Annotated in this window: 13 protein-coding genes; 12 read left to right on the top strand and 1 reads right to left on the bottom strand. The window is 70.2% G+C overall.

The window, feature by feature from the left end; genetic code table 11:
* Positions 1-291: 291 nt before the first annotated feature.
* A complete protein-coding gene (locus NQK81_RS30265) occupies positions 292-1,473 on the bottom strand; it encodes an epoxide hydrolase family protein (RefSeq protein WP_257484203.1) in 1,182 nt (393 codons plus the stop codon).
* 229 nt (positions 1,474-1,702) lie between these two features.
* Between NQK81_RS30265 and NQK81_RS30260 the strand changes: the two genes are divergently transcribed.
* The 12 genes from NQK81_RS30260 (at position 1,703) to NQK81_RS30205 (ending at position 14,433) form a co-directional block, all read left to right on the top strand.
* Positions 1,703-2,485, top strand: a complete 783-nt coding sequence (locus NQK81_RS30260) for an alpha/beta fold hydrolase (protein ID WP_257484202.1) — start codon at positions 1,703-1,705, stop codon at positions 2,483-2,485.
* A gap of 51 nt (positions 2,486-2,536) precedes the next feature.
* A complete protein-coding gene (locus tag NQK81_RS30255) occupies positions 2,537-3,928 on the top strand; it encodes an FAD-dependent oxidoreductase (protein ID WP_257484201.1) in 1,392 nt (463 codons plus the stop codon).
* Positions 3,925-4,689 carry a tryptophan 2,3-dioxygenase gene (locus NQK81_RS30250; RefSeq protein ID WP_257484200.1) on the top strand — a complete coding sequence of 255 codons (765 nt, stop codon included), beginning with the start codon at positions 3,925-3,927 and terminating at the stop codon, positions 4,687-4,689. The genes NQK81_RS30255 and NQK81_RS30250 overlap by 4 nt, the downstream gene beginning before the upstream one ends.
* 51 nt (positions 4,690-4,740) lie before the next feature.
* Positions 4,741-6,054, top strand: a complete 1,314-nt coding sequence (locus NQK81_RS30245) for a tryptophan 2,3-dioxygenase (protein WP_257484199.1) — start codon at positions 4,741-4,743, stop codon at positions 6,052-6,054.
* A complete protein-coding gene (locus NQK81_RS30240) occupies positions 6,038-7,033 on the top strand; it encodes a methyltransferase (RefSeq protein WP_257484198.1) in 996 nt (331 codons plus the stop codon). The genes NQK81_RS30245 and NQK81_RS30240 overlap by 17 nt, the downstream gene beginning before the upstream one ends.
* Positions 7,030-8,082: an anthranilate phosphoribosyltransferase gene (gene trpD / locus NQK81_RS30235; RefSeq protein WP_257484197.1), complete on the top strand. Its 1,053-nt coding sequence runs from the start codon at positions 7,030-7,032 to the stop codon at positions 8,080-8,082. The genes NQK81_RS30240 and trpD overlap by 4 nt, the downstream gene beginning before the upstream one ends.
* A 78-nt stretch (positions 8,083-8,160) precedes the next feature.
* Complete coding sequence (locus tag NQK81_RS30230) at positions 8,161-8,877, top strand: indole-3-glycerol-phosphate synthase (RefSeq protein ID WP_257484196.1); 717 nt, start codon at positions 8,161-8,163, stop codon at positions 8,875-8,877.
* The gene (locus tag NQK81_RS30225; RefSeq protein ID WP_257484195.1) at positions 8,865-9,656 is read left to right on the top strand and encodes a tryptophan synthase subunit alpha; all 792 of its coding nucleotides are present in this window, start codon (positions 8,865-8,867) and stop codon (positions 9,654-9,656) included. The genes NQK81_RS30230 and NQK81_RS30225 overlap by 13 nt, the downstream gene beginning before the upstream one ends.
* Positions 9,656-11,401: an FAD-dependent monooxygenase gene (locus tag NQK81_RS30220; protein ID WP_257484194.1), complete on the top strand. Its 1,746-nt coding sequence runs from the start codon at positions 9,656-9,658 to the stop codon at positions 11,399-11,401. Before NQK81_RS30225 ends, NQK81_RS30220 begins: the two co-directional genes overlap by 1 nt.
* Positions 11,398-12,705, top strand: coding sequence for a phenylacetate--CoA ligase family protein (locus NQK81_RS30215; RefSeq protein ID WP_257484193.1), 1,308 nt, complete (start codon positions 11,398-11,400; stop codon positions 12,703-12,705). The genes NQK81_RS30220 and NQK81_RS30215 overlap by 4 nt, the downstream gene beginning before the upstream one ends.
* Positions 12,686-12,922, top strand: coding sequence for a DUF6052 family protein (locus NQK81_RS30210; protein WP_257484192.1), 237 nt, complete (start codon positions 12,686-12,688; stop codon positions 12,920-12,922). Before NQK81_RS30215 ends, NQK81_RS30210 begins: the two co-directional genes overlap by 20 nt.
* Positions 12,913-14,433: a benzoate-CoA ligase family protein gene (locus NQK81_RS30205; protein ID WP_257484191.1), complete on the top strand. Its 1,521-nt coding sequence runs from the start codon at positions 12,913-12,915 to the stop codon at positions 14,431-14,433. Before NQK81_RS30210 ends, NQK81_RS30205 begins: the two co-directional genes overlap by 10 nt.
* The last annotated feature ends 41 nt before the right edge of the window (positions 14,434-14,474 follow it).

Here is a 14,474-nt window from a genome sequence, read left to right as displayed (position 1 = left end):
GTTGAAGGTTGCGAAAGTGGCTTTCACAACCTGCGCCGGACTGATCAAGGCCGTGCCGTGCACGTCCGGTGTCAGACGACGTGACGGACCCAGCAGCTAGGTGAACGCGAGTCCGCCAGAACCCGAAACGCCACTCACGATCCCACACGCAACGGTTCATACGGGCATGAATCCGGCACTCGATCGCCGCTTTGTGTCCCCTGTGGACGATCCGCCCGCCGGGGCCGCATACGAGACGAAGGGCGCTTCCCCCGCATAAGTCACGGGGAAAGCGCCCTTCGGCCTTCCGGTTCAAGCGGCCCGCGCGTCCCGTCCGGCCCCGGCCACGAGCTTCCGCGTGAACTCCCGCAGATCGGCCACGAGCAGATCCGGTTGCTCCAGCGCCGCGAAGTGCCCGCCCCGGTCGTGCTCGGTCCAGTGCGTGATGCTGGGGATGTCGCGTTCCGCGAGGCGGCGCACCGGCACGAAGATGTCGCGGGGGAACACCGCGACGCCGACCGGCACCGGTACCGGGGGCGGCACCGCGCCGCTCGCGGCCTGGCGGACGGCGTCCGCGCCCTCGTAGTAGAACTGGGCGGACGAGCCGGCGGTGGCCGTCAGCCAGTACAGCGTCACACCCGTCAGGATGTGGTCCCGGGCGACAGCGTCCTCGGGGAGCTCCGCCGAATCGGTCCACTCACGGAACTTCTCCACGATCCAGGCCAGCTGGCCGACGGGCGAGTCGGTGAGGGCGTAGGCGATCGTCTGCGGCCGGGTCGCCTGCACCTTCATGTAGCCCGAGAGTTCGGTGTCGAACCGGCCGAGCCCGGCCAGTCGCGCGCCGTCGGCTTCGGAGATGCCTTCGAGTTCCGCGGGGTCGCCCGACGGGAAGGTCATCAACATGTTCACGTGCACGCCGAGCACGTGTTCGGGGTCGATCATCCCCAGTACCAAGGAAATCGGCGAACCGGCGTCACCGCCTTGCGCGACGTAGCGGTCGTATCCGAGGCGTGCCATGAGTTCCCGCCAGGCGCCCGCGATCCTCGGCACGTCCCAGCCGGGCTCGCGCAGCGTGGAGAACCCGTAGCCGGGGATGGACGGAACGACCACGTGGTAGGCGATCGAGGGATCCAGTCCGTGCGCGCGCGGGTCGGCCAGCGGCCCGATGACGTCGAGGAACTCGGCGAACGAACCGGGCCAGCCGTGCGTCAGCACGAGCGGGGTCGCGTCCGGTTCGGGTGACCGGACGTGCAGGAAGTGCACGTCCTCGCCGTCGATCTCGGTGATGAACTGCGGGAACTCGTTGATCCTCGCTTCCACCGCGCGCCAGTCGAACTCCTCCGCCCAGTACTCCGCCAGCTCGCGCAGATAACCGAGCGGGACACCGCGATCCCAGCCGACGCCGGGAAGTTCGTCGGGCCAGCGGGTCTGCCCGATCCGGCGACGCAGATCCGCCAGGTCGGCCTCCGGCACTGCGAGGCGGAAGGGCTTCATAACGACTCCGATCATCGAAAACGACAGTGCTCCCCCGGCGAGCACGCTAACCGTCCGGCACGGCCGGGCACGTCTTCTCGGCTGCGTGCCCGGACCGGGAACCACCAAGCAGTCGGGAAGAAGTCTCCGCGCCGGCGAACATGTGACGATTTCCATCACCGGGATGAAAAATCCGGTGGCGCGGTCGCGGTGCGACGGCGTCCGGGAGACCTCGACCCTTTGGGGAGCCATGGACAAGGTATTTTCGCGCGACGGCACCGCGATCACGGTCCAGCGGATCGGCGCCGGTCATCCCGTGGTCCTGCTCGGCGGAGCGCTCTGCGACCACTGGGCCACCGCGGAACTGGCGGAGCTGCTGGCCCCGAATTTCGAGGTGTTCAACGTCAGCCGCCGCGGCCGCGGGGAAAGTGGCGACACCGCCCCGTACGCGGTCGAGCGCGAACAGGAAGACCTCGAGGCGGTCATCGCCGAGGCCGGCGGCCGCGCCCACGTCTTCGCCCACTGCACCGCGGCGGTGCTGGCCTTCGACGTCGCGTTGCGCGGGGACGGGATCACGAAGCTCGTCGCCTACGAGCCGCCGTACATCCTGGAGGGCTCGCGTGAGCGCCTCGACCAGAAGTACCGGTCCGACCTCGCGGAGCACATCCGCGACGACCGGCCCGGCGACGCCGTCAAGCATTTCATGATCAACGCGGTCGGGTTCAAACCGGACTCGGTCGGCCGCATCGAGCAGTCCGAGGCGTGGCCGCATCTGGTCGGTCTGGCGCACACCCTGCCTTACGACGGCGAGATCATCGGCGACTGCCACGTGCCCGACCGGCTCTCGCGGATCACTGTGCCGACGCTGGGCGTCACGGGCGAGAAAAGCCCGCAGTGGCAACAGGATTCCCTCGCCGAGGTGGTTTCGAGGATCCCCGGGGCGCGCGCGGTGACCCTGCCCGAGGCAGACCACAACCTGGTCGCCGCCTCCGTGGCCCCGTCGGTGATCGAGTTCTTCGGCACGGACGACTGAGCGGCCGTCCCGGCGACCGACCGAATGCAGGACGAACACAGGGAGGCCCTGGTGGGCAAGCAAGTAGGAGAGCGCGCGGTCGTTCTCGGTGGCAGTATGGCCGGTCTGCTGGCCGCCCGGGTCCTGTCGGAGTCCTACGCGGACGTCGTCATCGTCGACCGGGACGAGCTGCACGGTGTGCGGACGGCACGCCGTGGGGTGCCGCAGGGCAGGCACGTGCACGGGCTGCTCGCGAGAGGGCAGCAGATCCTCGACGAACTGTTCGACGGGTTCACCGAAGCCGCTGTCGAGGCCGGTGTCCCCACCGGCGACCTCGGGGAACTTCGCTGGTACTTCAACGGCAGGCGGCTTTCCCCCGCGCACACCGGTTTGGTCTGTGTGTCGGCCGCGCGCCCGGTGCTGGAAGGTCTCGTCCGCGACCGCGTCGAGGCGATCGGCAACGTCCGGCTGCTGGATGGCCACACGGTGCTCGGGCCGATCCTGTCCGAGGACCGCTCACGGGTCGAGGGCGTCGAGATCCGGGACGGTGCCTCGGGAACCGATCAGCGGCTGGTGGCCGATCTGGTGGTCGACGCGACCGGGCGCGGGTCGCGGACCCCGGCGTGGCTGACCGAACTCGGTTACGCCGCACCGGAAGAGGACCGGGTCAGGATCGACCTGACCTACACGACACGGGTGTACCGGCTGCCGGACGGCGGACCGCTCGGCGACGATCTGTCGATCAACCCGGTGTCCACTCCGTCGCATCCGCGGGGCGCGTTCCTCTCGCGGATCGAGGGCGGCAAGTTCATGGTCTCCCTCACCGGCGTGCTCGGCGACAGTGCGCCCACCGACGAAGCCGGCTTCATGGCGTTCGCGAAGTCGCTCGAAGTCCCCGACGTGTACGACGTCATGAAGGACGCCGAACCCCTCGGCGACGCGGTCGCCTTCCGGTACCCGGCGAGCGTCCGCCGTCACTACGAACGGCTGACCGGGTTCCCGGACGGTCTGCTCGTCGTCGGCGACGCCGTGTGCAGTTTCAACCCGGTCTACGGACAGGGCATGACCGTCGCCGCGCTCACGGCGCTGACCCTGCGGAACCACCTACGCGAAGGGAAGGCCCCGGAAGCACTGGCCTTCTTCAAGGACATCTCCGCGGAGATCGACGTCCCGTGGCAGATCTCCGCGTCGGGTGACCTGAGTTTCCCCGGTGTCGAAGGGAAACGTCCGGCGCAGGTCCGGATCGCCAACGCCTACATGGGCCGCGTGCAGCGCGCCGCGACCAGGGACGGCCGGGTCACCGGCACCTTCATGCGGGTCGCCGGGCTGGTCGAGCCCGCGACGAGCCTGATGAAGCCCGCCATGATGCTGCGCGTGCTGAGGCAGTCCCGCCGGGTCCCCGCCCCGGTACCCGCACCCATACCCGTTGCCACCGAAGAGAAATCAGGGAGGCGCGCGGCATGACCGCTGCCGACGAAGCAGCCCACACCGCCTACCGCGGTTATCTCGCCCTCGACGAACTGCTGGAGCTTCAACAGCCCAACACCGGCGAACACGACGAGTTGCTCTTCGTCATCGTGCACCAGGTGCACGAGCTCTGGTTCAAGCAGCTGCTGCACGAGTTCGCCGAGCTCGCGCGGGCGTTCGGGCAAGGCGAGCCGGGAGCGGCGCTGCGGACCATCGGGCGGCTCATCGCGATCGTGCGGGTGACGCTCCGGCAGATCGACGTGCTCGACACGCTCACACCGGGGCAGTTCGTCCGGTTCCGGGACGACCTCGGCGGCAGCGGGTTCTACTCCGCGCAGTTCCGCGAGATCGAGGTCGTCCTCGGCAGGCGTGACCCCGGCGTGTTCGACAAGTTCCCGGAGGGCACGTCCGACCGGGAGCGGCTGATCACCGCGATGACCAGGCCGCCCCTGTTCGACTCGTTCGCCGGCTACCTCACCGCGCAGGGGTTTCCGGTACTGCCCGGCGAATCCCCGGAGACGGCGGCGCCTTCGATCGCGAAGGCGTACCGCGAGGACGGCGTGGTGGCGCAGCTGTGCGAGCGCATGGTCGACCTCGACCAGATCTTCACCGAATGGCGCTACCGGCATTCGACGATGGCCCGGCGCATCATCGGCGACAAGACCGGAACCGGTGGTTCGTCCGGCGCGGTCTATCTGCGCCGTGGCGTGTTCACGCCCTTGTTCCCCGCGCTGTGGGAGGTGCGGAACATCACTTGACGCGCGGTGAAACCCTGCCGTCGATTCCGGACCTGATGAGGGAAAGCACTTATGACACCGCAGAAGGACACCCCGGCCGGCTCGGTAGCCGCTCCGCCCACGACGACCGGGGTCGGCAGGCTCAGCCTCCGGGCCGTCGGCGCGGGCTCCTGGAGACGCTCACCCCGGCTCGCCGTCGAACTCCTCGACCGTTGGTCCGCGCGGACCTCCGGGCCGGCGGCGGAGGGAACCTCGGGATTCCCCTTCGAGGCCGTGCTCGGGCATTTCCAGGCGGTCGGCCGCAACCAGGCCGATCCGGACCTGATCGAGAGACTCCGTGTCCTCGCCGGATCGCTCCCCCCGCCGCGCACGGTCCACGACCGGATCCTGGCGAACTGGCTGCCCGGCACCTTCGACCACGAGGACGGGAACTACGACTCCTACGCCGCGATCCCGCTCCTGGAGGAACTCGCCGGCGCGGACGGGCCGGACCGGATCGACGCCGGGCTCGACGGCTTGATCGTCGCGCTGCTGGCCGATCTCCTGCGGTTCGAAGCGACCGGGCTGCGGGCGAACCCGAACGCGGCCAAGCAGCGGGCGCGGACCCAGGCCACGTTCCGCGCGCTCGTCAGGGCGGGGGAGATCGCTCCGCTCGCGGAGGATCTGCTCCGCTCCATCCCATCGAGCGGTACCGCGTGGGGCGACCGGGAACTCGCGGCGGCGGACGCGGTGCTCACCCGGGTCGCGGAGCCGGTGCGGCACGCGGTGCGGATCGCCATGCTGCCGACCACGAACAGGCACGACGAGGTCATGTTCATCCGCAGCGTGCAGGTCTTCGAGCTGCTCTACCGCAGGATCGCACGCGGTCTCGAGCGCGCGGTGTCCTTTGTGGATGGTGGGGAACCGGCGGCCGCGATCGGCGAGGTCACCGAAGCGGCGGACAAGGTCGCCGCGACCACGCTGCTCTATCGCGTGCTGACGACCATGCCGCGGGAAAGCTTCGCCGAGATCCGCGCGAACACGAGTGGCCGCAGCGCGATCCAGTCCAGGGCCTACCGCGAGATCGAACTGCGCGGGGCGCCGATCCCCCCGAATCCGCAGGCACCACCGCTCTCCGTGGAAGGCGTTTCCCTGCAAGAGGTCTTCACAGCCATGCCCGACGGACCCGCCGCGACCGCGCTGGCGGCGGCGATGCGAAACCTCGACGACGCCTGGCGCGGCATGAAGAGAACCCACTGGGGCATCACGCTGAAGATCATCGGCCAGGTGCCGGGCACCGGGGGCACCAGCGGGGCGGACTACCTCCGGATCGCGGCCGATCAGCCGCTGTTCCCCGTACTCCATCCCGGCACCGGCGAACAGGACGGAGGTGTCCGCATTGCTTGACAACGACGAAGCGAACAGCCTGCTGCGGCGGAAGATCATGGGTTACATCGTTTCGCAGGCGATCTTCGCGGTGACCCGGGCGGACGTCGTCGAGCACCTCGGCGACGACGCGCTCCCGGTCGAGGTCATCGCGGCCAAGGCCGGGGTCGATCGCGACGCGCTGACCCGGTTCCTCCGGGTGCTCGTCGCCGAAGGTCTCTTCACCGAGGAGCCGAGAGGCACCTTCGCCGTCACCGGGCTCGGTTCGCTGCTGCGTGAGGAAACCCCCGGCTCGCTGAGACATCTGGCGACGCTGATGGACAACGAGGCGTACCAGGCCTGGTCCGCGGCGGAACACAGCCTGCGCACCGGCGAGGCCGGTTTCGACAAGGTGTTCGGCAAGCCGATGTTCGACTGGCACGGCGAGCGCCCGGCCGAGGCGGCGGCCTTCGACCGGGCACAGGCGGGCCTGGTCACCTTGCGGATGCTGCCGCTCCACGAATGGGACTGGAGCGGCGTCGGAAGCGTGGTCGACGTCGGAGGCGGCAACGGCACGCTCGTCGACGGGCTGCTCGCCCGCCATCCGCGTCTGCGTGGCACCGTCTTCGACCAGCCGCACGTCGTCGGGCCGACGACGACGTCCGGCCGCCGCCGGGCGATCGGCGGCGACTTCTTCGAGCGCGTCCCGCCCGGCGGGGACGTGTACGTGCTCGCGCAGATCCTGCACGACTGGGACGACGCCGACGCGACCCGGATCCTGCGGCGGGTCGCGGAGGCCATGACACCCGGCTCGCGGCTGCTGATCCTGGAGCAGGTCGTCCCCGACGGCGCCGAACCCCATCCGGCGAAGCTGCTCGATCTGCACATGCTCGTGCTGCTCGGCGGCCGGGAACGGACCGAGACCCACTGGCGGGAACTGCTCGGCGGCGCGGGTTTCGAGATCTGTCGCGTCACCGGCTCGTCCCGTTCTTCCCTCATCGAGGCCAGGGTGGCGCGATGACGACGGCCGGACGGGACTTCACGGAGCTCACCAAGCGGCTGCTCGACGGGACCGATCTGTCCACTTCGGACGCCGCGTGGGTGATCGACGCGGTGATGGCCGGCGACGTCACCCCCGTCCGCCTCGCCGGTTTCGCGGTCGCCCTGCGCGCGAAGGGCGAAACGGCGGCCGAGGTCGCGGCGCTGGCGGAACGGACCGTGTCCCACGCGCCCCCGGTGCGCCTGAGCCGTCCGGCGGTGGACATCGTCGGTACCGGCGGTGACGGTTCCGGCTCGGTGAACATCTCCACCATGGCGGCGATCGTCGTCGCCGCGACCGGCGCGGACGTGGCGAAGGTCGGCAACCGGAGCGCGTCGTCGTCCTCCGGTTCGGCGGACGTGCTGGAGGCGCTGGGCGTCGCGGTCGATCTGCCGCCGGACGGGGTGGAACGGTGCCTCGCCGAGCTCGGCATCGGATTCTGCTTCGGGCCGTCGTTCTATCCGGGCCTCCGGCACATCGGCCCGGCACGCCGCGAACTCGCCGTTCCGACCACGTTCAACCTGCTGGGCCCGCTGTCGAATCCGGCTCGACCGGACGCCGCCCTCGTCGGCTGCGCCTTCGCCGGGCAGACGAAGACACTCGCCGAGGCCTTCGCCCGGCGCGGGACACGCGCCCTGGTCGTCCGCGGCGACGACGGGCTCGACGAGTTCACCACGACGACCACGAGTCAGGTCTGGATCGCCTCCGGGGGAACGGTGCGACGGCACGAGTTCGATCCCTCTTCGGTGGGGATCCCGCTTTCCGCGTCCGGCGCGTTGCGTGGCGGCGGTCCCGCGGAGAACGCGGCGATCGCGCTGGAGACCTTGGGCGGCAAGCGAGGTCCCGTCCGGGACGCCGTGCTGCTCAACGCGGCCGCGGCCTTGGCCGCCCATCACGGTTTCGGCGAGTCGCTGGCCACCGATATCCGGCGTCGGCTCGCCGACGCGGAGCACGCGATCGATTCCGGCGCGGCGGAATCCCTGCTGCGCGCCTGGGCGAAGCTTTCCAGCGCCATCGCCGGCCCGCGGTGAATCCGGCAATCAGCGAGAAGATCCGGTACCGCGGCCGATGCGACGATTTCCGAGTTGCTCGTGATCAGGAGGGACCAGGTGGACGGTCGGAGTTTGCAGGAGGTTCTCGACAACGCGCGCCTGGACGGCCGGGCCGCGTTGATGGCCGACGTCAAGTTCGTCTCGCCACGCGACGGGCTGCTGCTACGCCCTGAGGAATTGGAGGGCTACCTCGCCGAACTGGTCGCGGGCGGGGTCGAGGCGGTGTCGACGCCGACGGACCCGGTGCACTTCGGCGGCGGGATCGAACTGGCCGCGCGTATTCGCGCTCTGTGCCCGCTTCCGTTGATGCGCAAGGAGTTCTTCAACGCCATCGAGCAGGTGGACGAATCGGCGGACGCCGGTTTCGACGCGGTGCAGCTTTCGGTCAACACCGTCGTCGAGCCCGGGCTGCTGGAGCGCATGATCGCCCGGTCGGAACGCCTCGGCCTGGAAGTGGTCGTCGGGGCGCATGAGCCCGAGCACGTGGCGCGGGCGCTGGAACTCGGCGCGAAGACCATCGCCGTGAACAACCGGGACATCGTCGCGCTGGAACTCGACACCGGCACGGTGAGCCGGACCGAATCACTGCTTTCGGCCATCCCGCCGGAGGTCCGGGTCATCTCCGAGAGCGCGTTCCACACCCCCGAAGACGTCGTCCGGGCCGTGGCCGCCGGAGCGGACGCCGTACTGGTGGGCACGGCGCTGGCGCAGAGCCCCGACCCCGCCGGGCTGGCGAGGCGGCTGCGAGCGGGAACCGTCCGATGCCCCACGTAGGCGAGCGGTTCCGCGAAAGCCGGTCACGGGACGAGGCGCTCCTGGTGGTCTACCTGACCGTCGGTGATCCGATCGTCCCGTTCGAGGCACTCGCCAGGGCGGTGGTCGAAGCGGGCGCCGACGTCCTGGAACTCGGCGTCCCCACCGAAGGCACTCGGCCACGCGGAGCCGAAGTGGCGCGCTCCTTCGAGCGGGTGGGCGACCTCCCGGCCGTCCGCTCGTGGGAGATGGTCGGGAAGCTGCGCGCGGCGCTGCCGGAAACCCCGCTGCTGCAACTGGTGTACCCGGCCACGACCGCCGATCTCGGCGTCTCCCCGCTGCTGGCCGAGGCGGCCGCCGCGGGCCTGGACGGACTGGTGCTGACCGATCCGTCGAACGCGCCGTCCATCGGCCGGGTCCTCGACCGGGGGCTCAGCGCGATTCCCCTGATCACCTCGTCGACGGAACCCGCCCGGGCCGCCCGGCTGGAGGCCGAAGCCGACGTGCTGACCTACCGTTCCCTCGCCGCCCGGACCGGCGATCCGCTCACCCCGGCCGAGGCGGGACGGCTGACCGAGGCGGCGGCCGGTGGCGCGGGGCGGCCTTTCCTCGCCGGATTCGGTCTTCGTGACGAGGCCGGCGTCCGCGCGGTGGCGCGGCACGCGGCCGGAGTGGTCATCGGAAGCGAGCTCTACCGCGTGCTCGGCGCCACGGGCGGCGCGCCGCTCGACCGAGTACGCGACGCGGTCACGCGCTGGAAGGCGGCGACCGTCCGGACGAGCACCGAATCGAGGGCGTGATGCGAGTCGACATCATCGGGGCGGGGCCTGGCGGTCTCTTCCTCTCCACTCTGCTGAAGCGGCAAGGGATCGCGGACGAGGTGAACGTCTTCGAACGCAACGCCGAGGACGCCTCGGCGGGCTGGGGGCTGGTGTTCCCCGACGGCGCGCTGGCCGAACTCGGCGCGATCGCGCCGGACATCCACGAAGAGATCGTCTCGGCCGGGACCACCTGGACCCCCGTCGAGATCCGGTACCGCGGCACGGTCCGCCGGGTGGAAGGCAACCGTTTCCACGGCATCCCCCGCAATCAGGTGCAGACCGTGCTGCGCCGCGACGCCCGCCGTCTCGGCGTGAAGCTCCACTTCGGACACCGGACCCGGTCCATCGCCGAGCACGGCGAGGCCGATCTCGTGGTCGGCGCGGACGGCGTCGGCTCCGTGATCCGGTCCGAACTCGCCGAAACCTTCCGGCCCGCGTTCACCCCGTCGAAGTTCCATTTCGGCTGGTTCGGTGTCGAACTTCCGCTGCCCTATTTCACCTACGCCTTCGCCGAGACGGAATGGGGCCTCTTCCAGGGCTACTTCTATCCCTCGGGCCAGGGCTGGTGCTCGCTGATCCTCTACGTCTCGGACGATATCTGGCAGCGGTCCGGACTGTCCGAAATGGACTTGGCGGAATCCCTCCGGTTCTGCGAGACCGTGTTCGCGGAGCACCTCGACGGCAAGCCGATCCTGCCGCGTGACTCGGAATGGTCGCGGTTCCGGCTCCTCGAATGCGAGAACTGGCACACCGACGACGTCGTGCTGATCGGGGACGCGGCGCACACCGCGCACTGGTCCATCGGCTCCGGCACCCGGCTGGCGCTGGAAGACGCCATCGCGCTCGCCGGTGAGCTCAAGGAGCAGCCCGGCCGGATCTCCGAAGCGCTCGCGATGTACGAGAAGACCCGGCGACCCAGGGTCGAGCAGTTCCAGAAGGCGTCCCTCCGCTCGGAACGCCATTTCGACCACGCGCACCGCTATCTCGGCTTCGAGCCGGTCCAGTTCGCCTATCAGCTGCTCGCCAGGTCGTGGCGGATCTCCCACGACGACATCGCCCGGCTGGACCCGCCGTTCGCGGCCGAGTTCAACGAGTGGTTCCACACGCGGGCGACCGGGGAACGAGTGCGGCCGTCGCCGTCGCCCGCGTTCACGCCGCTGAGCCTGGGGCCGCTCGAACTCGCGAACCGGATCGTGACGACCACCGGTGAACCCGGCGCGGGGCTGATCCTCGTCGACGGGACAGCGGGGATCCCGCCCGCACCGGTGGGTCCCGTCCCGGCGGCGGTCCGGCTCGCCGCCGCGGACGCCGGGCTGTCCGCGACCGCGGCCGAACTGGGCTACCGGCTGCTGGTGCTCGACCTCGGGGACCGGCTCACCGCGACCGTGCCGCCCGCCGCCGAGCTTCGCGAAGCGAGTGCCTCGCTCCCGGTCGTGGCCGCGTTCGGCCTGGACGAGGAGACCTACACCGGGGACGGGCTGGAGGCGGTGATCGCGCTGGCCGCTTCGCTCAAGGAGTCCGGAGTGGACGGTCTGCTGCTCTCGGCCGCGGAGGCGGATCCGCTGTCCGCCGGGCGGGTCGTCCAGGTCTCCGACCTGATCCGCAACACCGCCGGCGTCGTGGTGATCGCCGACGACGGGCTGACGACGGTCGACGAGGCCGACACGACGGTCGCTTCCGCCCGCGCCGACCTGGTCGTCCTGAACACGGAGGAGACGGAATGAGCACCCCGGAGACCACGTTCTGGCAGCCCGCCACCGAGACCATGTCGCGGGACCGGCTGGCCGCGTGGCAGTGGGTGAAGCTGCGGAAGGCCTTGGCACACGCCAGGACCAACTCGAAGTTCTGGGCGACGCGGATCCCGGACGGCCTCGAATCGCTCGCCGACTTCCAAGAGCGGGTTCCCCTGCTGTACAAGAAGGATCTCGTCGCGGCCGAAGCCGTCGACCCGCCGTTCGGCATCCTGCCGTCCACCGATCCCGTGGCGGGCGTCCGGTTCCATCAGACCAGCGGCACCAGCGGCCACACACCACTGCGCACCTTCGACACCGCGCGGGACTGGGCGTGGGGCGTCGACATGTGGTGCGCCGCCTTGCACGCCGCGGGCGTCCGCCCCGGCCAGAAAGGCTGTGTGGCCTTCGGATACGGCCTGTTCATGGGGTTCTGGGGAATGCAGGACGCGCTGTCCAGGATGGGCTGCACCATCGTGCCCACCGGCTCGATGGATTCCGTCACCCGCGTCCGGTTGATCGTCGACCAGGGGATCGAGGTGCTCGGCTCCACCCCCACCTACGCGATGCGGCTGCTGGAAACCGCCGCCGAGCTGGGCATCGATCTGGCGACCGATAGCAAGCTCCGGATCATCGTGACCGGCGCGGAACCGCGCTCCGCGGCCACGACCCGCACGCTGACCGAGGGGTTCGGCGCGCGGGTGTTCGATTTCGCCGGGATGACCGAACTCGGCACGGTCTTCATGTTCGAATGCCCGTCCCGGCCCGGCGCCTGCCACATCATCGAACCCGGTGTCGTCGAAGAGGTGCTCGATCCCGGGACCGGCCGCCCCGCCGGTTACGGGGAACGCGGCGTGCGCGTGATGACCGGTCTCGGCCGGGAAGGGATCCAGGTCTTCCGCTACTGGACGGACGACGTCGTGGTGAAACGCCCTTGGCACGACTGCCCGTGCGGTCGCACCTGGGACTTCTACGACGGCGGGATCCTCGGCCGCAGCGACGACATGCGCAAGATCCGCGGGATCTCGGTGACCCCGGTCCTCGTCGAGGACGTCGTGCGCGGTTTCGACGCGGTGGCGGAGTTCCAGACGGTGCTCCGCACGGACGGCGGCCTCGACAAGATGGTGCTGCGGATCGAGCCCCGCCCCGGCGCCGACCAGGCGGCCCTCGCCGCCGGAGTCCGCGACGCGGTCAAACGACTGATCGGACTGCAACCGGAAGTCCGGCTCGCCGCACCGGGCGAGCTCCCCCGATTCGAGGCGAAGGCGGCGAGATTCCATGACGAACGCGACCGGTGAACTCAGCGCCGAACACCGGCACGCGCTGATCGACACGTACCTGACCCTGCACGAACTCGCCATCGGCTGCGCCGTCCCCTCGGTGCGGGCGGCGGCGAGGGCGGCCGTCGCCGAGGTACACGCAGCGCTCGACGGGCAGGCGATCGACTTCGAGTTCTATTCGCATCGATGGGTACCCGCTGATCCGACCGAGGGAGTAGAGAAACGATGTCCCTGACCGGCTCCGACCAGAGCTTCAACGTCGCCGAACGCTTCCTCGACGGGCAGGACGGGCGACGGACGGCTCTGCTCACCCAGGACGGCCCGACGAGCTACGACGAACTCCGGGCACAGGTGAACCGGGCGGGCAACGCCCTGCGCGCGCTCGGGGCGGGCCGGGGCGACCGGGTCCTGATCGCCTTGCGCGACGGGGTGGAGTACGTGGCGACCTGGTTCGCGGCGCAGCGGATCGGCGCCGTCACCGTCGAGGTGTACAACTTCCTCGGCACCGGCGATTACCGCTACTACCTGGACTACCTGAAGCCGAAGGTGGTGGTCGCCGACGTCGGCACGGCACCGAAGCTGCGGGAGGCCGGGGCGCGGGAGATCGTCGTCGTCGGCGCGGAGCCGGGCGAACTCGCGCCGGGGGAACACCATTTCGAGACGCTCGTGGCGAAGCTGCCCCCGGTGCTGGACGCCGTGCACGTCGACGGCGACGACGAGGCGATCTGGAAACTCACCAGTGGGAGCACGGGGAAACCGAAGGCCTGCCGGCTCACCGCCCGCAGCCCGTGGCTGAGCTTCCAGTGGTACGCGCGCATGGCGCTCGGCATCCGCGAGGACGACGTCGTGCTGCCGGTGCCGAAGCTGTTCTTCGGTTACGCGAGGGATCTCGTGGCGCTCTTCCCGCTCGGGGTCGGCGGGACCGGGATCCTGTTCCCGGAACGGTCCACCGCGGACACGATCTTCGACCTCGTCGAGCGGTACCGCCCGACGATCCTGGTCAACGTGCCCACCATGATGAAGGCGATGCTCGAGCATCCCGGCGCCGGCGGCAAGGATCTGAGCAGCCTGCGGTTCGTCACCTCGGCGGGCGAGCATCTGCCGCCCGATCTGCACCGGCGGTGGCTGGACACCTTCGGGGTCGAGGTCATCGACGGCATCGGCTCTTCGGAGGCCTATCACGGCTACATCACCAACCGGCCGGGCGAATCCCGGGTCGGCACTCTCGGCAAGGTCGTGCCCGGCTACCGGGCGCGGGTCGTCGACGACGGCGGGAAGGCCCTGCCCGACGGCGAGGTCGGCGTGCTGGAGGTGTCCGGCGAGCCGGTGGCGCTCGGCTATTACCGGTCGCCGGAGAAGTCGGCGGCCACCTTCCCCGCCGAGCACACCGTCCGGTCGGGTGACTTGTTCACCCGCGACGAGGACGGGTACTTCCACTACCGGGGACGGGCCGACGACCTGCTCAAGGTCGGCGGGGTGTGGGTGGCCCCGGTCGAGATCGAGAACTGTCTCGCGACGCATCCGGCGGTCGAAGCGTGCGCCGTCGTCGGCTACGAGGACGGCGGGCTCACCCGAAGCCGCGCGTACGTGGTCGTATCCGACCCTGTCGAAGCGGCCGAATTGCAGCGGTACGTGCGGGAACGGCTGGCGCCGTACAAGTACCCGCGCGACATCCGGTTCGTCGACGCCCTTCCCGAAACGCCTTCCGGGAAGGTGGACCGGGGCCGGCTGCGCGACGCCGCCTGAGCCGAAGGGGACTTTCCCCGCGTCTCACGCCACGAAAGGGC

Origin of the sequence: Amycolatopsis roodepoortensis (genome assembly GCF_024628825.1) — a bacterium.
Lineage (GTDB): Bacteria > Actinomycetota > Actinomycetes > Mycobacteriales > Pseudonocardiaceae > Amycolatopsis > Amycolatopsis roodepoortensis.
This window is presented reverse-complemented; position numbering and strand designations above follow the sequence as displayed.